Origin of the sequence: Streptococcus infantis, assembly GCF_047464155.1 — a bacterium.
In the GTDB taxonomy this organism is placed as follows: Bacteria; Bacillota; Bacilli; order Lactobacillales; family Streptococcaceae; genus Streptococcus; species Streptococcus infantis_U.
Genome location: NZ_JASHCL010000003.1, coordinates 60,381 through 82,219, shown reverse-complemented (window position 1 = coordinate 82,219; position 21,839 = coordinate 60,381). Strand labels below are relative to the sequence as shown.

Sequence of the window (21,839 nt, the reverse complement as noted above, 5' to 3'; positions counted from 1 at the left end):
CCTATCTATGTGTACGTGGATCACTAGCATCCGCTAGGTTTTGACCAACTACGAAAAGTGACAAGGATACCAAGACCAAAGTTGTCAATGGAATCCAGAAGAGGTATGCATTTGTTGTTACGTTCTGTGAATAATCTGAAATCAATCGACCTAAACTTGGTACTGTAATAGGCAATCCAAGTCCAAAGAATGATAGAAAGGCTTCATATGAGATAAATGCTGGAAGCATTTGTGATGTAGTCGTAACAATAACAGATACCAATTGTGGCATGATATTTTTAATGACAATTTTGTATGTTGGAGTTCCGAGTGTGCGTGAAGCAAGGTTGTACTCTAAGTCACGGTAACGCATGATTTGGATACGAATTGAGTAGGCAATCCCAATCCAAGTCGTTACACTCATGGCAAAAATCAAATTCCAGAAACCTGCTCCGATTGAGTATGTTAGGACGATAACAATCAATAAGTGTGGGATGTTGGAAATAACGTTATAAACTTCCATCATGACGCGGTCAACTGATTTTGAAATACCCCAGATACCGCCGACAATAACACCAATTACAATATTGATAAAGGTCGCAATAACGGAAATCAAGATAGAGTTACGGGCTCCAAACCAGACACCATCAAAAAGAGACTTACCATTACTATCTGTACCGAACCAATGTTCCGCATTTGGTTTAATGTAGCGAGCGCTAAAATCATTTACCTTACTTACATCATTGAAGTCGAAATCAGAAAACATTGGGTAGATGAAACTCATCAAAACGATTGAAATCAAAATACCAAGCATGATGATGGTTGATTTCTTTTTCAAAAATTGTCTAAAAACAGAACCCCAATATGAGTAGGCAGGAGCATCAATTGCTTCAGAGGCAAAGTCATCGCGTTTTACAAACTGAAATTTATCATTACTAATTGTAGACATTATTTGCCTCCTTTCTCTGTCAACTTAATACGTGGGTCAATAATTGTCATCCAAATATCCCCAATTAAGTAAGAGAAGATTGAGACGCAAGTAAAGATGAAAACTAGACCAACAACCATGTTATTATTTGACGCTTTTACAGAGTCAATCAACATTTTACCCATACCTGGGAAGGCGAAGACTGTTTCAGTAAGAGTAGCTCCACCAATAACACCGATAATAGAACCTGGAATACCTGAAACGAGCGGTACCATAGCATTTTTAAAGATGTGTTTGTTTGAAATTTCTTTCTCAGAAAGACCTTTTGCACGTGCAAAACGAACAAAGTCTTGTGATTGTAAGTCAATCATGTAACGACGAATCCAGATAGCCAAACCAGGAGCACCAAGTAAACCAAGAATAACTGCAGGTAGTACATATGAACGCCAGTCTCCAGCACCCAAGATAGGGAATGAATCAGGGAGTCCAATTGAAGAACCAATCAAACGAATGATATAGACAAGAGCGATAGTTGGAAGAGCAAGTAAGAATGTTAAAGCTCCTGTAGAGAAACTATCAATCCAAGTATTCTTGTAACGAGCCATTGCAGAACCAAGTGGAACCGCAATCGCGTACGAAATTGCAAGGCCAATCAAACCAGCAATAGCAGAACTGGTAATCATAGATGGATACTGATAGTTGCTTTCAGTAGCTGTATATGGATCACCTTTACCGTAGTTCGCTACTTCACGTGCATCCGCCTGACTTGGTGATTTATAAGTTCTTGTGTAGATATTGACTGATGAAGTTTTCTTCCCAGTTGGGAATTGAACTTCAGAAGTCTTGGTTTGTCCTTGACCTTGTGTGATAACTTGAAGAACAGGAGTATTGGCATAAGTTGGGTAAGAATCTCCTAGATTTAAGTTCACAAAGTTCTGATGAACAAATGGGAACTGACTGTTGAAGTACAAGAGGTATTTATGTTTAGTCCCTGAACCTACTAAAGACCATCCGATAGCTGGATCGTTTTCAAAACGCAAATAACGCTCTAAGTTAGGATTTTCTGGGTCTTGAATCTTGTTTGTATAGTCAATATCAAGCAAGTTTGCATAGAATTTGAACACACGCTCGAAAATAGGGATTTCACGAGTCGCATAGAATTGACCGCTCTCTGTAAACTCACCCAAAGTCCAACCGTTCCCAAGTTGTTGGATGTATTTTTCATAGATAGCTTTATTTGTATCATTTGCATCTACTGTAACAGAAGGGTCAATGCTACTAGCTTTTTCCTGCAACTCTTTTGTATCGTAATATTCGATATAACCCATACGCTCATAAACGGTATTTTCATAGTTATCGCGTTTATCAGCTGTAGTTGCAATTTTATTGTAGTTAGTATCTTGTTTGAAGATCAACTTCCGTGGAACCATCGTATAGATGATTGTGTAAATCAAGGTCGTTACTAAAAAGATAGAAACTAACGACCGCAAGATACGCATAAAAACATATTTTTTCATATTATTTCCTTTAAAATCCCAAAAGAACCTTCTCCTTTTGGAGAGAAAGTTCTAATGAGCATTATTTATTTCACGTGGCTCGCTAATTCTTTTTGAGCTTTCTCGTTTGATTCAGCTTTTTCTTTGAGCCATTTTTCACGAGCTTCTTTGTACTCTTTAGCAGTTACAGTGTTCGCTTGCAATTTAAGATATTTGAAGTAAACATCTGAACCTTTATCACCAGATTGAGTATAAGATGCTGAGAATGGTACTACGCGAGAAATGATTGGTGCTGCTCCTGAAGAAGACATAGCTGGAAGGAAGAGTGAGCTATCTGTCAACCAAGCTTGAGCTGCTGCATATTTCTCATAACGTTTATTAAGATCGGTTGTTTCACTAGCTGCATCATCAACTAATTTGTCATAATCATTCAAACCAACTTGAGCAACCGCTGGGTTTGATGGATTATCATAGCCCATGTAGGACTTAGTTGTTTCACTGTTAGTTGTTTTCAAGATATCAAGGTATGTTGATGGATCATCATAGTCTGGATTCCATCCAACAGCACCTGAAAGGTCCCAATCTTCTGCTGCCGCACTAGCTGCGTAGTATGTGGCATTTTGTAATTCATCTGTAGTGATTTGTTGAATATCGATAACTACATTATCTGTACCCAAAGCCGTCTCAACAGATTGTTTAAATGATTGGATACGAGCGATATAGTTTTTAGATGTTTGGTCAACTGGAATATCCAAGTGGATTGGGAATTTTACACCATCTGCTTCAAGGACTTTTTTAGCTTTAGCTAGTTCTGCTTTAGCCTTATCAGCATTGTAAAGACCATCTTGAGCATCCGCAAAGTTTACGTCTTTCCATTCATCACCATAAGAAACAACTTTCTCAGTAACCAAGTCACCAAATGTCTTATCTCCAGCAGAAACAAAGTCAGGTTTGACAAAGAGGTTACGAACAGCAAGGGCGGCTCCATCCTTACCATTTAGCTGAGCTGAATAAGCAGTACGGTCAAAAGCAAAGTTCAAAGCTTGACGGAAGTCTTTGTTAAGAAGAGCTTTCTTAGTAGAAGTCTTTTCCTCGTCAGTTGTTTTTGATGTATATTTATAACTTTGACGGTCAATGTTAACACCTAAACCAGCAATACCAGCTCCCTGTGGGGTATAGTAGATATTATCTTTATATGTTTCTGCTACTTTAGAATAGTTTGAGCTAGTAGGGAAGAGACGTGCATAACTATATGCACCATTTGTAAAGTTACGCTCAAGTGACTCTTGGTCTGAACCATCATAGTAAGAAAGTGTTACAGTATCGATGTGAACATTGTCTTTATCCCAATACTGATCATTCTTTGCAAATTCGATAGAAGACTTAGCTGTCAATCCCTTAAGCAAGAATGGACCATTGTAAAGCAATGATGTTGGATCTGTCGCTTTACCAAAGTCTTTACCTTTTGATTTTTCAAACTCTGCATTCAAAGGCCAGAAGATTCCATAAGATAATTTAGAGTTCCAGTATGGTTCAGGTTTGTTCAATGTATATTGAAGAGTGTAATCATCAACAGCTTTAATACCTACTGCAGAAAAGTCTGTATTGTTCCCTGATATATAGTCAGCCAATCCTTTAACAGAATTTTGTGCTAGGTAAAGAGCGGCTGATTTATTGTCAGCTGCGTGTTTTAAACCTGTAACAAAGTCATTTGCAGTTACTTCTGCATATTCTTCACCATCAGATGTGAACCATTTTACACCTTTACGAATCTTGTATGTATATGTCAATCCATCTTGAGATACTGACCAGTCTTCAGCGACTGCAGGAGTTAGATTTCCATATTGGTCATTTGTAAAGAGACCATCGATACCATTTGAAGTAGCAACTTTTGTACTTTGTTTACCAGAAATTAGGTAGTCCAATGTTTCTGGGTCAGCAGTATAAGTATAGCCATAAGCCTTTGGTGCTTCAGCATTTGATGATTTTGAAGAACCGCAAGCTGCAAGAACACCTGTAGCAAGTAGCGCAACACCCGCTACCGCAAGAATCCGACTTTTTTTCATATTTTTAAACTCCTCGTTTTAAATTGTGGATATTGAAGATTATACCACAGTTTTTTTAAAAAGTAAACGAATTTTCAGAATATTTTGTCGCATGTTTTTTTAAACATTTGAATCTTATGTTTTCAGAAAAGAAAACTATTGACGAGAAACAATTTTCAAGGTATAATAATAAAAGTTAAGGCGGTATAGCCAAGTGGTAAGGCACGGCTCTGCAAAAGCTTGATCGTCGGTTCAAATCCGTCTACCGCCTTTTTTATGCTTGTTTATGGCAATTTATCCGAAAAAAGTCCGTATTTACGGACTTTTTTGGTTTTTCTTTAGGATAAAAAAGGATAACTTTAAAAATCTTTTGGGGCAAGTTTGGGGCGGGGGGTGTTTTTTGAGCAAACAAAAAAGACTAGTTGCCGCTAGTGGTATAATATTGAAATAAACAAAACAGACAAAAATCAAGCAAATAAGAATACTCCACCTCTATTTAAACAAAGACTCCTAAAGGAGTCTTTTCTTTTTAACGCTTAAAAAAGCTTTATCAGTTTTCTCTGATAAAGCTTTTGTTTTATTCAGTTTCTTCTTCAGATTCAAGTTCTTGAATTTGAACCTTAAGCTTGGTTACACGACCATTTTTTACCTTGTCATTTGTCAAGGTGATATGCTTGTTACCACTATCTAACTCATAACTAAGTTTTTCTGATGTTGGAATAGTTCCCACACCTGTCAAATAATAACCAGCAATGGTATCTACATCGTCACTTTCAAGTTCGACATCAAAATAGTCATTGAAATCATTCAAATTCATTGTCCCTTGGACAATATGAGTGTCCTCGCCGATAGTATGAACATAGACTTCCGCACGGTCAGTCTCATCATCGATCTCACCAACAATCTCTTCAAGGAGATCCTCAAGTGTTACCAAACCAGCCATTCCTCCATATTCATCAAGAAGAATAGCCATCTGTCTTTGTGTATTTCTCAGTTCTTTCAACAAATCATCAACAAAAATAGTTTCAGGTACAAAGAGGGGTTCCTGTAATATCTTTCTCAACACGATGTTGTCAAAACCATCAGTAAATCCTGCTTTTAGCAGACTCTTGGTGTGTATCAAACCAATGACATTGTCCTTGTCATCATCATAGACAGGGATTCGAGAAAAATTTTGTTTTAAGATGCTTTCGATGATCGTCTGAGTATCATCTTGAATATCTACCATGAAGGCATCTGTTCGAGGAACCATGACTTCACGTGCCATAAGTTCGTCTAGAGAGAAAATACCCTGTAACATTTCAATTTCATCAGCATCCAAGGTTTCTTCACTATTGGTGAGCATATACTCAATCTCATCCCGAGTCATTTTTTCATCTGCATCGTCAAATGTCATTGGTGTCAAACGACTCAATAGATTGGTTGATGCTGATAGCATCCAAACAAAGGGACTCACAATCTTACCGAGAGCAATAATAAATGGTACTGTTCGGATTGCCAAGGCATCCTTAAGATTTAGAGCAATGCGTTTAGGATAAAGTTCACCAAAAACGATTGAAATATAGGTCAAAAAAGCAAGTGATAAGAAAGAAGCTACTGCATACGCAGTCTCGCTATTTCCCATCCAAGAGGCAATCAATTCGCCAAGAGAATCTGCTAACCTAGCCCCTGATAAGATCGTAATTAAAGTAATACCAACTTGAATGGTTGATAAAAAGTGACTGGGGTTTTCAAGTACCTTTAGCAAACGGATATAACGTTTATCTCCCTCTTCAGCCTTTTGTTCAACACGTGAGCGACTAAGAGAAACCATAGCCATCTCTGTAGCAGAGAAAAAAGCATTTAAAAAGGTCAAAACAACTAATAATACAAACTGCAGTAACAAATCCTGACTGCTCGGGTCTTCCATTTTCCTTCTCCTAAAAAGTATAATTGAGACTATTATACCACATTTTTTAACTTCTACACATTAATTTTCGATTTCTATAGTAAATCCCCTATCGAAACGATAAGGAATTATCTATTTATTAGTCTTTTGTAACCGTAACTTCCCCTGTTCGGTAATCTAACCGAATTCCCTTTTGAACATTAGGAATTACTACATTAAACTCCAATTCTCCGTCAGAGGATTTTGCTTCAATTTGAGAGGCAGAAGGTACTAGGTCCTCTTCTGTCGCATACAGTAGCGTAACACGGTAACGCACTCGTTTATTCTTATCTAGCGCTTTTCGCACTAAACCTTCATAGTAGTTTTGTCCAGTCGAATCTTCAGCTTGTGCTTGGTTGGCCCAGGCTGTTTGTACAGCAATATTTTTTGGATTGCTAGTAGATGCATCAAAACCATCCAAACCACCAATCAAGGCATAGCCTAATAAATGCCCTCTATCTACTGCGTGATTGTAGGTTCCTTTTAGATTCTTAACTTGATGCCATCCTGCTGGTGTCCAAGAAGTTGAACCATTCCCCGTCTCTTCACGGTCTTTGTACTGTCGAGTTGCCTTTGACATGAGCGCATTGGCTACGGTAGGAACGGTCTCACCACCTACAGTTTTAGTTTTATTATCAGCATAGGGTTTACTTGATACCTTAGCATCTAGATTGGTTTTGTTCCCATTTACAATAAAGGCACCTGCTCCATTCCACTCAAGGGATCCCTTTATTTGTTTTTTGACCGAATCAGTCAATACACTCTCAGCCAATTCTTGACTAGGAGTATCAGGTGACTCTGACTTTTGCTGTACCTGTGTTTGTGGTGTATTATTGGAAGCCTGCATTTCTCTTATGTAGTAACTTCCTGCCGACAAAAGTAGAAAAATCAGGAGACCTATGAGGGCCTGTCTGGTTTTTTTATTCATGTTTCCTCCTTATTTTTTATCCTTAGAAAAAGGCCGGTTCCCCAGCCTATTTCCCTGTAAATTTTGCAATCAGTTCATGCCATTTATCGGGTGTCAAAATTGCCCACGGATCTTGACCTTTTCCTACGATACCATAGCCAATCATCAAGCCAATTCCAAGCGCCAAAATCCCTAGAAGCAAAACAATAATGACCAATAGAAATCGACGTAGCACATAAGATACTTCTTTATTCATCTTCATCAGCTTCCACACTTACCCGTTCAATATTAGCCCCTAACTGAGCTAATTTTTCATGGAAACGATAATAACCTCTATCCAAATGGACAAGTTTCCCAACAACAGTCTCACCTTCAGCTATTAAACCTGTCAGGATCAAGGCTGCACTGGCACGAAGGTCCGTAGACAGCACTTCTGCCCCTTGGAGAGGTTGCCCGCCAACGATACGAGCAGTGTCACGGATGATCTCAGAATGCAAGCCCATGCGACGCATTTCTTCTAGATGTTGGAAGCGATTCTCAAAGACTGTCTCAATCATAGTCGATTCTCCTTGAGCAACCGTCATAAGAGCAGTAAACTGCGCCTGCATGTCCGTAGGAAACCCTGGATGTGGTAAGGTCTTGACATGAACTGCTTTTAGTTTGTCTCGTTGAGAACGGATGCGAATACCTTCATCCTCATCGATGACTTCAACACCCATTTCCTGTAATTTAGCTAACAAGGGACGGTTGTGTTCCCAGATAGCATCTTGAATCAGGACATCTCCACCTGTCATTGCAGCAGCAACCATGAATGTCCCTGCTTCAATACGGTCTTGAACAACGTTATGGGTTGCACCATGCAAGTTTTCAACACCAGTGATGGTAATGCTCTCTGTTCCCGCGCCTTTGACCTTAGCCCCCATTTTGTTTAAAAGAACAGCTAAATCTACAATTTCAGGTTCACGCGCGGCATTTTCGATAACAGTTACGCCATCAGCTAGCGTTGCAGCCATCATCAAGTTTTGAGTTGCCCCAACACTAGGAAAGTCCATATAGATATGGGCTCCATGCAAGCGTTCTGCCTTAGCTTCGATATAACCAGCTGTCTGGGTGATCTTAGCCCCCATTGCTTCCAAACCTTTAAGGTGAAGGTCAATCGGACGACTACCAATCGTACATCCACCTGGCATCGAAACTTTAGCGTGACCAACCCTAGCCAGGATTGGACCCAAGACTACAATAGAAGCACGCATCTTGCTGACATACTTATACGGAGCTTCTTCTGTGATATCATCTGTCGCATCCACTTCAACAATGTGTGCATCTTGATCAAAATTAACTTTCGCATTTAATCCACGAACTACCTGATTCATGGTAAAGACATCTGACAAGATAGGAACATTTTTTAAAACTGTTTTTCCTTCGCTTGCTAAAATCGTCGCCGCAAGTAGTGGCAAAACTGCATTTTTCGCACCCTCAATGGTGACACTTCCGACTAGGCGATTATCGCCACCTCGAACTACAATTTTTTCCATAAATATTTTCCTTTACTTTCGAGTTTAAAATAATGTCCGTATGGCTTCTTGCCATAATTGATAGAGATTTAGGAAAAAAGAACTAATCAGATACCCTAAACCGATACTACACAATACTACTAAAAGTCGTACCTTCCTCGCATTGTCCTTAGTTACCTTCAAAATTTGATCCCATTTGACCAAATCTTTCAACAGTTGAAAAACTAGGTAGACAAAAAACATATGACTACTGAGGGTAAAAAACAATTGAATCATCTGCCTATTATACCATCTTCTCTTTTTCTACGCTAGTCTATGGACTTGCACTATATTTTATGGGTTGTTTTTCAAGTAGTCAATTGCATCCTGAAGTGTTTTTACAGGAACAATCTTCATGTCTGTTTTAATCATTTCAGCAGCTTCTACAGCCGTGTCATAATTACTTTTAGCATTAGGATTGGCCTTTTTAGCTTCTTCAGTTACTGGATTGTTAGGAGCAAAGAAAACAGTAGCTCCTTTTTTGGCAGCAGCAACAACTTTTTTGTCAATTCCACCAATATCACCAACATTTCCATCTCTGTCGATACTTCCTGTACCAGCAATGATACGTCCATTTCGAAGAGTAGGGTCTGCAATTTGCGTATAGATGGATAAACTAAACATCATTCCAGCACTCGGACCACCAATGCCAGCAGTTGAAAACTTGATTGGCACATCACTTGACACTTCTGTGCGGTCAATCAAACCGATTCCAATACCGTTTTTCCCATTTTCCAGAGTAATGATTTTTCCTTCAGCAGTTTTGACTTTTCCGTCTTCCTGGTAGGTAACCTTAACCTTGTCTCCAAGAGTTTGAGAGTTAACGTAGTCGACCATCTCCTTGGAGCTTTCAAAAGTCTTATCGTTTACAGCCGTCACGGTGTCAGCGATATTGAGAATCCCCTTGAAAGTCGAGTTATCCGTCACAGTCAAAACATAGACCCCCAGGTATTTGAGCTCTATTTCCTTACCAGCAGATTTCAGACCTTGATATTTGGCCATGTTTTGCGAAGTTTCCATGTAAAACTGGTTGATTCGCATAAATTCTGCATCTGAAGAACCACCTGTCATCTCTTTAGCACTTCGAATATCCGTAAAAGGCGTCAGCCAAGCATAAACCAAGTCCACCAGTCTAGCATGTTTAACCCCAACTGTCACAAATTGATAGGAACCTTCCTCTTGGTCAGCTTGGTTATTGACTTGTAAGACTTTTCGAATATCTTCTGAAGTCCCTGGAACCTCAATGTAATAAGGCAGGGGTACCGTAAAAGCTATAAAAGTAATAACAAGCCCAATGATTAAATATATGGGCCATCTAGTTTTTTTCTTCATGTTTTAACTCCTCTAAGACAGCATTTGGGACATACTCACTGATATCTTGACCAAATTTCAACAATTCTCTCACAGCTGAAGAACTAATATAGATATGTTCTGGGCGACTGTGGAGATAGACTGTCTCCATTTCTCCTGCTAATTGATGGTTGTAAAAATCAAAACTAGCTTCATACTGAAGATCCGTAGCATTCCGTAATCCGCGCACCAAGACCTCTGCACCTATACTTCTAGCAACATCAACTACTAATTCATCATGAGAGGCGATGACTTGGACATTCTCTAGATGTGCCACTGCTTTTTCAACAGTTTTTAACCGACTCTCTATCGGTAAGAAGCCATTTTTGTGTGGATTATAAAAAATTCCAACATACAAGCGATCAAAGAGCTTACTTGCACGCTCAATGAGATCCATATGCCCATTCGTCATTGGATCAAATGAACCTGTAAATAACCCAATCTTATCTGACATAAACCGTCACCTTACTAATCCCATATATTTTTTCCTTCCAGATGCCCAAACAGGCGATTTCTTCTGGAAGTTCTACTGATTTATCGGTCTCGCAGACCACCATGACATCTTCTGAAAAAAGATTTCTCTCCGCCATTTTTTCAATATCCGACACGATTTGTTCTTTTGCATAGGGAGGGTCCAAGAAAATAAGATCAAAGACACCATCAATCTGTTCCAATGCACGGCTAGACTCCATTTTCAACAATTGAAACTTTGAGGTTTCCTTGGTCATCCGGATATTTTCTGCCACAATGTTCTGGGCCCGTCTGTCCCTCTCGACCAGAACAGCACTTGACATACCCCTAGAAACTGCTTCGATGGATAGACCACCACTACCAGCATAGAGATCTAGTACACGTCCTCCTTCAAAGTAGGGACCAATCATATTGAAAATAGCTCCTCGGACCTTGTCAGATGTTGGTCTCGTTGTTTTGCCCTCCAACGTCTTTAAGGGACGTCCTCCGTAGATTCCTGATACGATTTTCATAAGGTATATTATACCAAATTCTGATGAAATAAGAAAATCGAACCTCTCGGTTCGATTGATTAAAGAATATTGTCGTAAGTATCTCTGACTTCTTGTGGCCAAACACTTGTTTGAACTTCACCGATATGTTTCTTACGAAGTAAGAACATAGCCATACGTGATTGACCAATTCCTCCACCAATTGTCAATGGGAAGAGACCGTTTAAGAGAGCTTTGTGCCATTCCAAAGAAAGACGATCTTCATCTCCTGTAATAGCTACTTGTCGACGGAGGGTATCTTCATCGACACGAATTCCCATTGAAGATAATTCAAAGGCTGCACCCAAGTTATCATTCCAGACAAGGATATCTCCATTCAAGCCATGATAACCATTTTCAGATTCAGTTGTCCAGTCATCATAGTCTGGTGCACGGCCATCATGAGGTTTCCCATCCGATAATACACCACCGATACCAATTAGGAAGACAGCACCGAATTCCTTACAGATAGCATTTTCACGTTCTTTCGGTGTCAAGTCTGGATAGCGTTCAACAAGCTCTTCTGTATGGATAAAGGTAATTTGCTTAGGCAAAATTGACTCAATATCGTATCGTGCTTCAACTGCTAGCTCAGTCAAACGAATAGCCTTATAAATCTTTTCAACTGTTTCTTTAAGATAGGCTAGATTGCGTTTTCCATTAGGAATAACCTTTTCCCAGTCCCACTGGTCCACATAAACCGAATGAGTCGCATCTAGTGAATCTTCGTCCGGACGAAGAGCCTTCATATGAACGAAGAGACCTTCTCCTTCACCGAAACCAAAACGGGCCAAAGTATGGCGTTTCCACTTAGCAAGTGAATGTACCACCTCGTAGGTTTCGTCTGGAATTTGCAGAACCTTAACAGATACTGGATGTTCAATCCCTGAAAGGTTATCCTGCATCCCGTCTCCAACCTTACTTAAGATTGGGCCTTGTACTTCTACTACTTCTAACTTATCTTTTAAATACTGGGTAAAGGTATTTTTCACAAATGAAATCTCTTCTTGCTGATGGATAAAACTTTTCTTCATACATTCCTCCTTTAGAATAATAATAAAGATTATACCTTTTTATCAGTAAAAATAAAAGAAAAAAGAGCTCATTTGAGCTCTAAAAGCATTAATCGTCACGTCCAAAGATACGTAGGAAGCTAAGGAAGAGGTTGATAAAGTCAAGGTAGAGGCTAAGTGCTAAAGAAATTGCCCAGCCTGTAGCGACTTGACCATCTGACTCTTCGTAAACATAACGAATTTTTTGATTATCCCAAGCAATCAAACCTGCAAAAACAAGCACCATAACAATACTAATAATGTAGTCCATTAGGCCACTATTTAAGAAGATATTGACAACCATAGCCAGTATTAGACCAAATAAAGCTGCAATCAATGCACGTCCGATACCACTCAAATCCTTTTTGATGACGACTCCTATGATAGCCATGACAAAGAAGAGGGCTGCACTGGAAATAAAGGCAGTCAAAACTGTTCCTGGAAGATAGAGCGATACGATGAAACTCAGCGAAAAACCGTTCACTACTGAATAGATGAGAAACATCGGAAGAGCTGCTGGGCTATTTTTATAAGCCATATTGCTGGCTGCAATTACAAGAGCAACTTCAACTACTCCTGTCACGATTAGCCATATGCGTGCATTTAACATTAACTGTACGAGAAGATCTTGGAAGGTTGTTAACATCAAGGCTGAAACAACTGCAGATAAGGCAATCCCAATTCCTACAAAAGCATAAACTTTTGCATAAAATTGATTCAAACCAGAATGTTCTTGAATAATTGTTTGATTCATATCTTTTTCTCCTTATGAAATCTTTTTACTGATTATAACAAAAATAAACTATTTTAACTCAAATAAAACATGAGTATCCCTGCCGCGATGGCGACGTTGAGACTCTCTGCCTGCCCTTTCATGCTGATGTGAACCAGTTGGTCTGCCTGATCTGTCATGAATGGACTAATGCCTTGCCCTTCATTTCCCATAACCAAAGCAAAATCCTCTAACCGATCCAGTTCACGATAATCTTTAGAATTTTGAGACAAGGTGGTGGCTAGAATGGGCAAGTGATTCTTTTTAGCCTCTTCAACAAATGTTTCAACAGGCATACGATAAATCGGCAAATGAAAATGGCTACCCTGCATAGAACGAAGTGTTTTGAGGCTGTAGATATCAGCCGACTTGCTTGAAACGATGACTCCAGAAAAACCTGCAGCATCTGCCGTCCGTATCATGGTCCCTACATTTCCGGGGTCCTGCACATCTTCTAAGAAAAGATATTTACCTGAATTCAAATCCGGCAACTGCTCCTCTTCCTTTTGAACAATGGCAACAATCCCCTGAGGCGTCTGGGAATCTGCTAAATCGAATAAAATTTCCTCTGTCACAAAGACAGTCTGAGGATAATCTACTAGTTTATCTCCATACTCTACTAGAGCAAATATTTTCTCTATCTTTGCACCAGCCTGAATAGCTTCTTCGAACAAATGCCATCCTTCAATTAAATAAGAAGATTTTCGATATTTTTTTTGATGCAATTTCTTGGCATTTTTTACCACAGAATTTGCTTTAGAGGTTATAATAGTCATAGAAATATTATAACACAATCAAGGAGGTTTAGTATGCAAAAGGTCAAAATGATCGCACAGGGACGCGTCCAAGGCGTTGGTTTCCGCTGGGGCGTCTATACCCTTGCCCTCGAGCTAGGTGGAATCACCGGTCGGGTCTGGAACAACGATGACGGAACAGTTGAAATTCTTGCCCAAGCAGAGTCTTCAGCTATCATGGCTAAGTTCATCCAAGAGATCCGAAAAGGGCCTACTCCCTTCTCAAAAGTAACCTATCTCGACGTCCAATTAAGCAACTTTCCATCCTATTCAGATTTCAAAGTCGCAAATTAGGTCTCTAGAACTATTGTATATTTTCAAAAAAAGCAGTAGAATAGAAAGGTATAATTTTTTAAGAAGGAATAAAAACAGTGAAATCAATTAAACGAATCGCCCTCTCAGTCATGGGAGTGGCTATGCTATTAGTCTTGACAGGCTGTGTCCAGGTTGATAAAACGACTGGACAACCAACAGGATTTATTTGGAATACAATTGGAGCACCTATGGCTGAAGCTATCAAGTACTTTGCTACTGATAAAGGGCTAGGCTTCGGGGTCGCTATTATTATCGTAACCATTATCGTCCGCTTGATTATTTTGCCACTTGGTATCTACCAATCATGGAAAGCGACTCTTCACTCTGAGAAGATGAACGCCCTCAAGCATGTCCTTGAGCCACATCAGACTCGTCTCAAAGAAGCAACGACTCAAGAAGAAAAACTAGAAGCCCAACAAGCTCTCTTTGCTGCTCAAAAAGAGCATGGTATTAGTATGTTTGGTGGTGTAGGATGTTTCCCTATCCTCATTCAAATGCCTTTCTTCTCAGCCATCTACTTTGCAGCTCAACATACAGAAGGTGTTTCTGAAGCTAGCTTCTTAGGCATCGCACTTGGTTCTCCAAGTTGGATTCTTATCGCCTGTGCAGGTGTTCTCTACTACGTCCAATCACTCCTTTCACTACACGGAGTTGAAGACGAGACTCAAAGAGAACAACTCAAGAAGATGATTTACATGAGTCCAATGATGATTGTCATGTTCTCAATTTTCTCACCAGCCAGCGTTACGCTTTACTGGGTTGTCGGTGGTTTCATGATGATTCTTCAACAATTCATCGTCAACTACATCATTCGTCCAAAACTTCGTAAAAAAGTACGTGAAGAATATGCCAAGAACCCACCAAAAGCAAGTAAAACTTCAGGTGCTCGTAAAGATGTAACCCCTGAATCAGCTGCAGTTATCTCAACTTCTGCTAAGAAGAACAAAAAACGCAATTCTGGAAAACAACATTCTAGATAAAAAATAAAAGGCTCGGCTAAATTGCTGAGTCTTTTCTATAATCGAAAAGAGGCCGAGAAAACTCGACCTCATTTTTTATATTATCCATGAACACGTTTCATGTAATCTTGGTAGCTTTCTGTATCCATCAATTCCTTAGCGTTCTTGACACGATCTGCTGTTGGAGGTTTAACCCCTTCAAGTGAATACGGAATCCCAAGTTCACGCCATTTGAATTCTCCCATAGTGTGGTAGGGTAGGATTTCAAACTTATCAACGTTTTTAAGAGTTTTTACGAACTTCCCAAGTTCAATCAAATCTTCATCACGGTCTGTCAATCCAGGCACAAGAACGTGACGAATCCAAACAGGTTTCCCAATATCTGACAAGTACTGAGCACATGCCAAGATATTTTTATTGGTTTGACTGGTTACAATCCTGTGCTGTGCTTCGTTGATTTCCTTAATATCAAGAAGAACCAAGTCTGTCACGGCCATTAGTTTATTGAATTTCTCTAGATAACGCGGTTTATTACGGAATGGAAGGGCACAAGTATCCAAGGTACAGTGGATTCCTTTTTCTTTTGCTTTTGTAAAGAGAGCAATTAGGAAATCAATCTGTAAGAGAGCTTCCCCTCCACTGACCGTAATTCCACCCTTATCTCCCCAGAAACCACGAAAACGAAGCGCTTCTTCTAGAACATCGTCTACTGTTCGTACACGAGATTTATTGGTTTCCATCGCCCATGTGTCCGGGTTATGACAATACTGGCAACGCATCTGACAGCCCTGCAAAAAGACAATGAAACGAATTCCGGGACCATCTACCGCCCCAAAACTCTCTGTCGAATGTACCATTCCTGTCACTTTTCCGTAGTCTATTGTTTCTTCTGACATCACGTCACCTTCCTTGAAACCGTTTTATAATTTTATTATATCACGCTTGAAAGGAAAAACAATAGATTTTGTCTATTTTTTAGAAAACAATCTGTTTTTCACTTTCAACTTTCATAATTTTCAAAAAATCTTCTAATCCTTGTCAAAGTCAAACCCATAGAGAGTCGCAAAATAGTCCTCAGGGCGCTCTGCTCTGCGGATTAATCGAGCACCACCATCCTCTGTATAGAGAATCTCTGCCGAACGAAGTTTCGCATTGTACTGATAACCCATAGAGAATCCATGCGCACCTGTATCATGAATCACTAACAAATCACCAATTTCTGTTTGAGGCAACTCACGATTTACTGCAAACTTGTCGTTGTTTTCACAAAGAGAACCAACAACATCAACCACTTCAGTCTGACCATCAGGATGCATCATATTGGTGATGTGGTGATAGGCTCCATACATAGCAGGTCTCATAAGATTGACAGCTGACGCATCTACTCCTAGATAAGTACGGTAGGTTTTCTTTTTATGAGTTACTTTTGTAACTAGAATTCCATGGGGTGCCAACATAAAGCGTCCTAGTTCTGTAAAAATTTTAACTTGACCAAGACCTGCTGGTGTAAGAACTTCTTCATAAACCTGACGAACTCCCTCGCCGATCAAAGCAATGTCATTAGGCTCTTGATCTGGACGATAGTTGACCCCGATACCACCAGAAAGGTTGATAAAGTCCAGCGAAATACCCAACTTTTCCTTAATTTCTACTGCTAATTCAAAGAGCTGACGCGCTAATTCTGGATAATAGAGGTGGGTCACTGTATTGGAAGCTAGGAAGGAATGAATCCCAAAGGTTTTAGCTCCCTTTTCTTTCAGGATAGCAAAGGCTTCAAAAAGCTGCTCCTTAGTCATCCCGAACTTAGCTTCGCCAGGATTATCCATAATGTCCGTACCCAGTTCAAATACGCCACCAGGATTGTAACGGCAAGAGATAATCTCAGGAATGCCTGCTGCACGCTCTAAATGTTCGATATCTTCAAAAGCATCTAAATTAATCGTCGCACCTAATTCACGGGCATAAGCATACTCTCTATCTGGAGTATTGTTAGATGAGAACATCATGTCTGGACCAGAAAAACCTAATTTATGGCTCATTAAGAGTTCTACATAACTAGAACAATCCACTCCACATCCTTCTTCTTGCAAAATCTTCAAGATAGCTGGAGTTGGGGTTGCCTTAACTGCGAAGTATTCTTTAAAGCCTTTATTCCAAGAGAAAGCTTCATTAACTGCGCGTGCTTTCTCGCGAATACCTTTTTCATCGTAGAGATGGAATGGAGTTGGAAACTCTTCAACAATCTTTTCTAAGGCTTCACGTTTAATAAATGGTGTCTTCATAGGGCTCCTTCATATTCATTATCAAAGAAAGGCTGGGACGAAAGTTCCAACCTTTAAGCATCTTATTCTCTCTTATTTTTCTGTTTCGAAAATGTTCCCGACTTCAACTTCAATTTGTTGGTTCTTCACATCAATATTGGTAACTTTTAAGAGTGATTTGTAGTCAAACTGCTGTTCACGATCTTCCTGCGCATTATCAGCAAAGACAGCTACACCAGCCAACTCAGAATCAAACTCTGTTAAAAGGCTAATCATACCATTAATAGTCCCTCCGCCTTTCAAGAAGTCATCAACAATCAAGACACGACTTCCTGCCTTAAGACTACGTTTTGAAAGGAACATTTTTTCAATACGGTCACTAGAGCCTGAGACGTAGTTGACACTAACAGTTGAACCCTCAGTGATTTTCAAGTCACGACGGACAATAACAAAAGGTACGTTGAGAACATTGGCTACTGCATTTGCAAGCGGAACCCCTTTGGTCGCTACCGTCATAACAGCATCAATCTTTTGGTTCATAAAGCTCTTGGCAATAATGCGGCCGATATTTTTCAAAATAGCTGGAGTGCTAAGGAGATCAGACAAATAAATGTAGCCTCCTGGAAGAATGCGGTCGCTTTCTGAAAGTTTATCGCGAAGCTCTTGGATGATTGTTTTGGACTCAAGGGTAGAGATAGATGGTGTGAAAATAACTCCACCACCAGCACCTGTCACCGTTTGAATATGCCCGATTTCAATTTCTTCAAAGGCGCGCTTAATAATGACAATATCTTCTGAAATAGAAGATTTGGCAGATTCATACTTTTCCGCAAAGGTATTGAGACTGGTTAATTTGTATGGATTGTTAATCAAATAATTGGAAATAACAACCATCCGATCACTTCTTCTTAATTTCATTAGTTATTCACCATTCTTTTTAATTAGTCTTTTTCTCATTATATCACACTAAAGCAAAAAAAACGAACTTTATTGTCTAAACAAAGCTCATTTTTTTAGTTTCTAGTCTAATTTTGGCTTGTAGAAGGAACGATTGTCCATTGCAAAGACTTTATTGGTCATTTCACCCTCATCAACAAGAGCGAGAGCTGTTGACATCATCATCATACTCGCATCTAAATTATCAATCATATGAATAATTTCAGCTTCCATCACACGAGGACGAACAGGACTACCATACTCGAGTAATCCATGGTGGCTGAGAATCACATGGCGCAGAAGCACCACTTCTTCTCGAGTGTCATCAATGTCAAGTTCCATAACCGCTTTAGTAATCTCGCTATCAATCAAGGCAATATGGCCGATAAGATTGCCTCTGACTGTGTACTCTGTCTGGTCGGGACCTGTCAACTCGATAACCTTAGCCAGGTCATGAAGCATTATTCCCGCGTAGAGCAAGCTCTTATTAAGCTGTGGGTAGACATCTGCAATTGCCTCTGCTAAACGCACCATAGTCGCTGTATGATAAGCAAGCCCTGTTTCAAAGGCATGGTGGTTGGTTTTTGCAGCTGGATAAGAATAAAATTCTTTATCATATTTGGTATAGAGGGCCCGAACGATTCGTTGCCAGATAGGATTTTCGATTTTGAAAATCATCTGCGCCATATACTCACGGATTTCCTTAACATCAACTGGTGATTTTACCTTAAAAACTGCTGGGTCATTCGGTTCGCCAGGCTGAGGTAAGCGTAGAGTGATTTGATTTACCTGAGGCGTATTGTTGTACACTTCACGGCGACCTTGCATGTGAACAACCTTCCCTGCCGTAAAGGCCTCAACATTATGAGGTTGGGCATCCCAGAGTTTTCCTTCGATTTCCCCACTGTCATCTTGGAAAGTGAAAGCCAGGTAATTCTTCCCAGCACGTGTCTGTCTTAGGTCAGCTGACTTGATTAGGTAAAAGCCCTCAAAAAGCTCATCTTTCTTCATGTGACTAATCTTCATATTCTTCCTCATCTTCTTGGAACTGGAGTAGATCAAGCGCAGGCTCACCTTCTGATAACTCAATGTGACGGAGCGTTCGCTCGATAGCTGTAGTACGACGGTTTAATAAATCATCAATATTGCCAGAGGCATGTTGGAGATGTTTTTGTGCCTTGACCAAAATCCCCCCAAACTTGCCAAACTCGGTCTTGACACTGGCAAGAGTCTTGCTGATATGGTCGGCACTCTTTTGGATATTGAGAGTTTTGAAGCCAACTGATAGAGAGTTAAGAAGGGCTGATAAGGTACTTGGCCCTGCAACGATAATCTGCTCCTCCCGTCTCAAATCATCAAAGAAAATCGGATTGCGAACAATCTCTGAATAGAGACCTTCTGTCGGGACAAACAATACTCCAAAATTGGTCGTTCTTGGCGGTGCTATGTATTTGTTCTTAATATCCTTGGCAAAACGCTTAACGCTTGTTTGGAGAGATTTGCGACAATTTTCGATTTCATCCTTATCACCTGCTTCATAGGCTTCTTCAAGGCGGTAATAAGCTGCCAGTGGAAACTTAGAGTCAATCGGTAGATAAACATATTCTTGGTCGCCTTGCCCAGGCAACTTGATGGCATACTCGACTCGCTCACTCGAATTTTCAACCGTTGCAAATTCTCGTTCATACTGGGCAGGTGTCATGATATCTTCAATAATCTGTCCCAGTTGTAATTCACCCAGAATTCCTCGGGTCTTGGTTCCAGATAAGACCTTATTAAGCGCACCGACATCTCGCGCCACCGTCTGCATTTCACCTAGGCCGCGATTGACAGACTCCAGTTGCTTGGAAACTGTCTCAAAAGAGGCCTGCAAGCGTGTTTGCAAAGTCTTTTCTAACTTTTCCTCGACCGTTTGGCGCATTTGTTCTAAGCGTTGGTCATTTGATTCCTGCAAGGCTTGGAGGCGTTGGTCAGTCTTATCTCTGGTTTGGAGGAGGTTCTCATTCATCTCCTGCCGAACCTGAGTCAGACCTTGGTGCAATTCAATCCGCACCTCCTGCAAACGGTCGCTAACAGCCACTTCTAGATTTTTTTGGTCCAACTGACTAGCTTGTCGTGCTTGTTCAAATCGATAGTCTAACTGGTCTGAGAGATTATCTGCCTGGTCTTCTAAACTCTTGGTCAAATATTGCTCCTGCTTGTCCTGCCTTTGCCAAATGAGAAAGAGGCCAGCCAGGTTAGCAATTAATAACAGTAGTAATACAATCTCCATCCTATCTCCTGTCCTTACTATGCAGTACGACCACATAGCCATCCGGGCATGTTACCGAAACTTCCCTATCTATATATTCGTTAGAAGCATAGACTTTCTTAAAGAAAAAGTTCTCCTCTGTCAATTCGTACTTGGCTCCGATAATGGTCAGCTGACTATCCCGAACCGGCATAAAGGCTAGATAATCGTAGTCCGACCGTGGTTCAAGTTGACTGGTCCCTTCTGGACAGTAACGAATCAAGTTTTGCCCATCCTCAATCGATATCTGGCGCATATAGGGCGCCAATTTAGGATTGCTAGGTAGAAACACATTAGCCAACATATGGTCAATGCGACCACCTAGGGCACCGAAAATAGTGATCTGAGCTTGAGGATTCTTTTCAAAAATCGTTAAGAGTGCTAATTCCAGATCCGTATCATCTTTTTCTGGTTGGGCTTGGACAAAGTGCTGGGCACGTTTTTGAATCACTTGGCGTTCTTCTACAGTCACAGAATCAAAATCCCCAACGGCTAAAGCAAGAGGAAGTTTTTCCCCCAGTACCCAAAGTGAGCCTCGATCCACACCGACAAAGCAGTCAAAATTTGTCCGGTAGTGACCGCGGTCCCCGCCTGCAAAAACAGCAACTTTAGTCCAGTTGATTTCTGAGAGCTTGCACTCGTTCATTGACATCTCCCCTAAAAACATAGGATCCTGCTACAAAAACTGTTGCACCAGCCTCTTTGGCTTGAGCAATGGTTTTATCATCAATCCCACCATCAACTTCGATTTCAAAGTTCAAGCCCTTCTCCTCACGAAGTGCCACTAACTCACGAATCTTATCCATAGTTTCAGGCAGAAATGCTTGTCCGCCGAAACCTGGGTTAACCGTCATGACTAAGACTTGGTCAACTAGGTGAAGCACGTGCTTAATGGCTTCAACAGGTGTTCCAGGGTTAATGACGACTGAAGGTTTGACTCCAAGAGAACGAATCTTTTGAAGTGCCCCATGGATATGAGGAGTTGCTTCAACGTGGATGCTGATGATGTCTGCACCTGCACGCGCAAAGTCTTCTAAATGATGTTCGGGATTTGATACCATCAAATGGCAATCAAAGACCATCTTGCTATGAGGACGAAGACTTTCGACTACACCTGCACCAAAGCTGATCTGAGGTACAAAGTGACCATCCATGATATCGATATGGGCGTATTCTGCCCCAGTTGCTTCTAGGCGTTTAATTTCACGTTCAAAGTTGGCATAATCTGCTGCCAGAATTGACGGAGCAATCTTGTATTGAGACATAGGTTTCTC

General features: G+C 40.4%; 24 protein-coding genes and 1 tRNA gene. 4 read left to right on the top strand and 21 right to left on the bottom strand.

The annotated features are described in order from the left end of the window. Nucleotide 1 precedes the first annotated feature (1 nt). The 3 genes from oppC to QM810_RS06630 form a co-directional block, all read right to left on the bottom strand. Complete coding sequence (oppC, locus tag QM810_RS06640) at nucleotides 2-928, bottom strand: oligopeptide ABC transporter permease OppC (protein WP_006150281.1); 927 nt, start codon at nucleotides 926-928, stop codon at nucleotides 2-4. Continuing rightward, nucleotides 928-2,424 (bottom strand): ABC transporter permease, encoded by a 1,497-nt coding sequence (locus QM810_RS06635; protein ID WP_414254285.1) that lies wholly within the window; start codon nucleotides 2,422-2,424, stop codon nucleotides 928-930. Before QM810_RS06635 ends, oppC begins: the two co-directional genes overlap by 1 nt. 65 nt (nucleotides 2,425-2,489) lie before the next feature. After that, nucleotides 2,490-4,469, bottom strand: a complete 1,980-nt coding sequence (locus QM810_RS06630; protein WP_006150231.1) for a peptide ABC transporter substrate-binding protein — start codon at nucleotides 4,467-4,469, stop codon at nucleotides 2,490-2,492. Between the two features lie 179 nt (nucleotides 4,470-4,648). Between QM810_RS06630 and QM810_RS06625 the strand changes: the two genes are divergently transcribed. Continuing rightward, nucleotides 4,649-4,719, top strand: a tRNA-Cys gene (locus QM810_RS06625). 15 nt (nucleotides 4,720-4,734) lie between these two features. Beyond that, on the top strand, nucleotides 4,735-4,899 hold the full coding sequence (locus QM810_RS06620; RefSeq protein ID WP_414254284.1) for a hypothetical protein: 165 nt from the start codon (nucleotides 4,735-4,737) through the stop codon (nucleotides 4,897-4,899). A gap of 126 nt (nucleotides 4,900-5,025) precedes the next feature. On the opposite strand, the gene QM810_RS06615 is transcribed toward QM810_RS06620, so the two are convergent. The 11 genes from QM810_RS06615 to QM810_RS06565 all read right to left on the bottom strand — a co-directional run bounded on the left by QM810_RS06615 (nucleotide 5,026) and on the right by QM810_RS06565 (nucleotide 13,786). Continuing rightward, the gene (locus tag QM810_RS06615) at nucleotides 5,026-6,357 is read right to left on the bottom strand and encodes a hemolysin family protein (protein WP_414254283.1); all 1,332 of its coding nucleotides are present in this window, start codon (nucleotides 6,355-6,357) and stop codon (nucleotides 5,026-5,028) included. A 118-nt stretch (nucleotides 6,358-6,475) separates the two neighbouring features. After that, complete coding sequence (locus QM810_RS06610) at nucleotides 6,476-7,303, bottom strand: DNA/RNA non-specific endonuclease (protein WP_414254282.1); 828 nt, start codon at nucleotides 7,301-7,303, stop codon at nucleotides 6,476-6,478. 46 nt (nucleotides 7,304-7,349) lie between these two features. Then, nucleotides 7,350-7,544 (bottom strand): DNA-directed RNA polymerase subunit beta, encoded by a 195-nt coding sequence (locus QM810_RS06605; protein ID WP_178895477.1) that lies wholly within the window; start codon nucleotides 7,542-7,544, stop codon nucleotides 7,350-7,352. Then, a complete protein-coding gene (gene murA, locus QM810_RS06600; protein WP_414254281.1) occupies nucleotides 7,531-8,817 on the bottom strand; it encodes a UDP-N-acetylglucosamine 1-carboxyvinyltransferase in 1,287 nt (428 codons plus the stop codon). Before murA ends, QM810_RS06605 begins: the two co-directional genes overlap by 14 nt. 24 nt (nucleotides 8,818-8,841) lie before the next feature. Then, nucleotides 8,842-9,072, bottom strand: coding sequence for a DUF1146 family protein (locus tag QM810_RS06595; RefSeq protein WP_282185014.1), 231 nt, complete (start codon nucleotides 9,070-9,072; stop codon nucleotides 8,842-8,844). Between the two features lie 57 nt (nucleotides 9,073-9,129). Next, nucleotides 9,130-10,167, bottom strand: coding sequence for a SepM family pheromone-processing serine protease (locus QM810_RS06590; protein WP_414254280.1), 1,038 nt, complete (start codon nucleotides 10,165-10,167; stop codon nucleotides 9,130-9,132). Further along, on the bottom strand, nucleotides 10,151-10,639 hold the full coding sequence (gene coaD / locus QM810_RS06585) for a pantetheine-phosphate adenylyltransferase (protein WP_414254279.1): 489 nt from the start codon (nucleotides 10,637-10,639) through the stop codon (nucleotides 10,151-10,153). Before coaD ends, QM810_RS06590 begins: the two co-directional genes overlap by 17 nt. After that, entirely contained in the window at nucleotides 10,629-11,168 is a 540-nt protein-coding gene (rsmD, locus tag QM810_RS06580; RefSeq protein WP_178895483.1) for a 16S rRNA (guanine(966)-N(2))-methyltransferase RsmD, read from the bottom strand. Before rsmD ends, coaD begins: the two co-directional genes overlap by 11 nt. A gap of 59 nt (nucleotides 11,169-11,227) precedes the next feature. Next, complete coding sequence (gene asnA / locus QM810_RS06575; protein WP_178895484.1) at nucleotides 11,228-12,220, bottom strand: aspartate--ammonia ligase; 993 nt, start codon at nucleotides 12,218-12,220, stop codon at nucleotides 11,228-11,230. A gap of 88 nt (nucleotides 12,221-12,308) precedes the next feature. Further along, a complete protein-coding gene (locus tag QM810_RS06570) occupies nucleotides 12,309-12,992 on the bottom strand; it encodes a Bax inhibitor-1 family protein (protein WP_414254278.1) in 684 nt (227 codons plus the stop codon). Nucleotides 12,993-13,045: 53 nt separating this feature from the next. Next, nucleotides 13,046-13,786, bottom strand: coding sequence for a TrmH family RNA methyltransferase (locus QM810_RS06565; protein ID WP_414254277.1), 741 nt, complete (start codon nucleotides 13,784-13,786; stop codon nucleotides 13,046-13,048). Nucleotides 13,787-13,819: 33 nt separating this feature from the next. On the opposite strand from QM810_RS06565, the gene QM810_RS06560 reads away from it, so the two are divergent. Beyond that, nucleotides 13,820-14,098, top strand: a complete 279-nt coding sequence (locus tag QM810_RS06560; RefSeq protein ID WP_001174501.1) for an acylphosphatase — start codon at nucleotides 13,820-13,822, stop codon at nucleotides 14,096-14,098. Nucleotides 14,099-14,175: 77 nt separating this feature from the next. Further along, nucleotides 14,176-15,099, top strand: a complete 924-nt coding sequence (gene yidC, locus QM810_RS06555; RefSeq protein WP_414254276.1) for a membrane protein insertase YidC — start codon at nucleotides 14,176-14,178, stop codon at nucleotides 15,097-15,099. An 80-nt stretch (nucleotides 15,100-15,179) separates the two neighbouring features. Here the strand turns inward: yidC and pflA are convergent, their stop codons facing one another. The 7 genes from pflA to rpe all read right to left on the bottom strand — a co-directional run bounded on the left by pflA (nucleotide 15,180) and on the right by rpe (nucleotide 21,830). Further along, nucleotides 15,180-15,974: a pyruvate formate-lyase-activating protein gene (gene pflA, locus QM810_RS06550; protein ID WP_303407238.1), complete on the bottom strand. Its 795-nt coding sequence runs from the start codon at nucleotides 15,972-15,974 to the stop codon at nucleotides 15,180-15,182. A gap of 132 nt (nucleotides 15,975-16,106) precedes the next feature. Then, nucleotides 16,107-17,360 carry a diaminopimelate decarboxylase gene (locus QM810_RS06545; protein WP_414254275.1) on the bottom strand — a complete coding sequence of 418 codons (1,254 nt, stop codon included), beginning with the start codon at nucleotides 17,358-17,360 and terminating at the stop codon, nucleotides 16,107-16,109. 72 nt (nucleotides 17,361-17,432) lie between these two features. After that, nucleotides 17,433-18,257: a pur operon repressor gene (gene purR / locus QM810_RS06540; RefSeq protein ID WP_414254274.1), complete on the bottom strand. Its 825-nt coding sequence runs from the start codon at nucleotides 18,255-18,257 to the stop codon at nucleotides 17,433-17,435. A gap of 102 nt (nucleotides 18,258-18,359) precedes the next feature. Continuing rightward, nucleotides 18,360-19,301: a 3'-5' exoribonuclease YhaM family protein gene (locus QM810_RS06535; RefSeq protein ID WP_414254273.1), complete on the bottom strand. Its 942-nt coding sequence runs from the start codon at nucleotides 19,299-19,301 to the stop codon at nucleotides 18,360-18,362. Next, the gene (gene rmuC / locus QM810_RS06530) at nucleotides 19,291-20,547 is read right to left on the bottom strand and encodes a DNA recombination protein RmuC (RefSeq protein WP_414254272.1); all 1,257 of its coding nucleotides are present in this window, start codon (nucleotides 20,545-20,547) and stop codon (nucleotides 19,291-19,293) included. The genes QM810_RS06535 and rmuC overlap by 11 nt, the downstream gene beginning before the upstream one ends. A gap of 1 nt (nucleotide 20,548) precedes the next feature. Further along, the gene (locus QM810_RS06525) at nucleotides 20,549-21,211 is read right to left on the bottom strand and encodes a thiamine diphosphokinase (protein ID WP_414254271.1); all 663 of its coding nucleotides are present in this window, start codon (nucleotides 21,209-21,211) and stop codon (nucleotides 20,549-20,551) included. After that, entirely contained in the window at nucleotides 21,174-21,830 is a 657-nt protein-coding gene (gene rpe / locus QM810_RS06520) for a ribulose-phosphate 3-epimerase (protein ID WP_414254270.1), read from the bottom strand. The genes QM810_RS06525 and rpe overlap by 38 nt, the downstream gene beginning before the upstream one ends. Nucleotides 21,831-21,839 lie beyond the last annotated feature (9 nt).

Excerpts from the sequence above, each read along its gene's own strand:
- asnA (WP_178895484.1), bottom strand. The coding sequence starts at position 12,220 with ATGAAGAAAAGTTTTATCCATCAGCAAGAAGAGATTTCATTTGTGAAA.
- QM810_RS06635 (WP_414254285.1), bottom strand. The coding sequence starts at position 2,424 with ATGAAAAAATATGTTTTTATGCGTATCTTGCGGTCGTTAGTTTCTATC.
- QM810_RS06545 (WP_414254275.1), bottom strand. The coding sequence starts at position 17,360 with ATGAAGACACCATTTATTAAACGTGAAGCCTTAGAAAAGATTGTTGAA.
- QM810_RS06605 (WP_178895477.1), bottom strand. The coding sequence starts at position 7,544 with ATGAAGATGAATAAAGAAGTATCTTATGTGCTACGTCGATTTCTATTG.
- QM810_RS06560 (WP_001174501.1), top strand. The coding sequence starts at position 13,820 with ATGCAAAAGGTCAAAATGATCGCACAGGGACGCGTCCAAGGCGTTGGT.
- rpe (WP_414254270.1), bottom strand. The coding sequence starts at position 21,830 with ATGTCTCAATACAAGATTGCTCCGTCAATTCTGGCAGCAGATTATGCC.
- oppC (WP_006150281.1), bottom strand. The coding sequence starts at position 928 with ATGTCTACAATTAGTAATGATAAATTTCAGTTTGTAAAACGCGATGAC.
- QM810_RS06565 (WP_414254277.1), bottom strand. The coding sequence starts at position 13,786 with ATGACTATTATAACCTCTAAAGCAAATTCTGTGGTAAAAAATGCCAAG.
- QM810_RS06595 (WP_282185014.1), bottom strand. The coding sequence starts at position 9,072 with ATGATTCAATTGTTTTTTACCCTCAGTAGTCATATGTTTTTTGTCTAC.
- rsmD (WP_178895483.1), bottom strand. The coding sequence starts at position 11,168 with ATGAAAATCGTATCAGGAATCTACGGAGGACGTCCCTTAAAGACGTTG.
- QM810_RS06620 (WP_414254284.1), top strand. The coding sequence starts at position 4,735 with ATGGCAATTTATCCGAAAAAAGTCCGTATTTACGGACTTTTTTGGTTT.
- coaD (WP_414254279.1), bottom strand. The coding sequence starts at position 10,639 with ATGTCAGATAAGATTGGGTTATTTACAGGTTCATTTGATCCAATGACG.
- QM810_RS06610 (WP_414254282.1), bottom strand. The coding sequence starts at position 7,303 with ATGAATAAAAAAACCAGACAGGCCCTCATAGGTCTCCTGATTTTTCTA.
- QM810_RS06590 (WP_414254280.1), bottom strand. The coding sequence starts at position 10,167 with ATGAAGAAAAAAACTAGATGGCCCATATATTTAATCATTGGGCTTGTT.
- murA (WP_414254281.1), bottom strand. The coding sequence starts at position 8,817 with ATGGAAAAAATTGTAGTTCGAGGTGGCGATAATCGCCTAGTCGGAAGT.
- QM810_RS06570 (WP_414254278.1), bottom strand. The coding sequence starts at position 12,992 with ATGAATCAAACAATTATTCAAGAACATTCTGGTTTGAATCAATTTTAT.
- QM810_RS06535 (WP_414254273.1), bottom strand. The coding sequence starts at position 19,301 with ATGAAGATTAGTCACATGAAGAAAGATGAGCTTTTTGAGGGCTTTTAC.
- QM810_RS06630 (WP_006150231.1), bottom strand. The coding sequence starts at position 4,469 with ATGAAAAAAAGTCGGATTCTTGCGGTAGCGGGTGTTGCGCTACTTGCT.
- rmuC (WP_414254272.1), bottom strand. The coding sequence starts at position 20,547 with ATGGAGATTGTATTACTACTGTTATTAATTGCTAACCTGGCTGGCCTC.
- purR (WP_414254274.1), bottom strand. The coding sequence starts at position 18,257 with ATGAAATTAAGAAGAAGTGATCGGATGGTTGTTATTTCCAATTATTTG.
- pflA (WP_303407238.1), bottom strand. The coding sequence starts at position 15,974 with ATGTCAGAAGAAACAATAGACTACGGAAAAGTGACAGGAATGGTACAT.
- QM810_RS06615 (WP_414254283.1), bottom strand. The coding sequence starts at position 6,357 with ATGGAAGACCCGAGCAGTCAGGATTTGTTACTGCAGTTTGTATTATTA.
- QM810_RS06525 (WP_414254271.1), bottom strand. The coding sequence starts at position 21,211 with ATGAACGAGTGCAAGCTCTCAGAAATCAACTGGACTAAAGTTGCTGTT.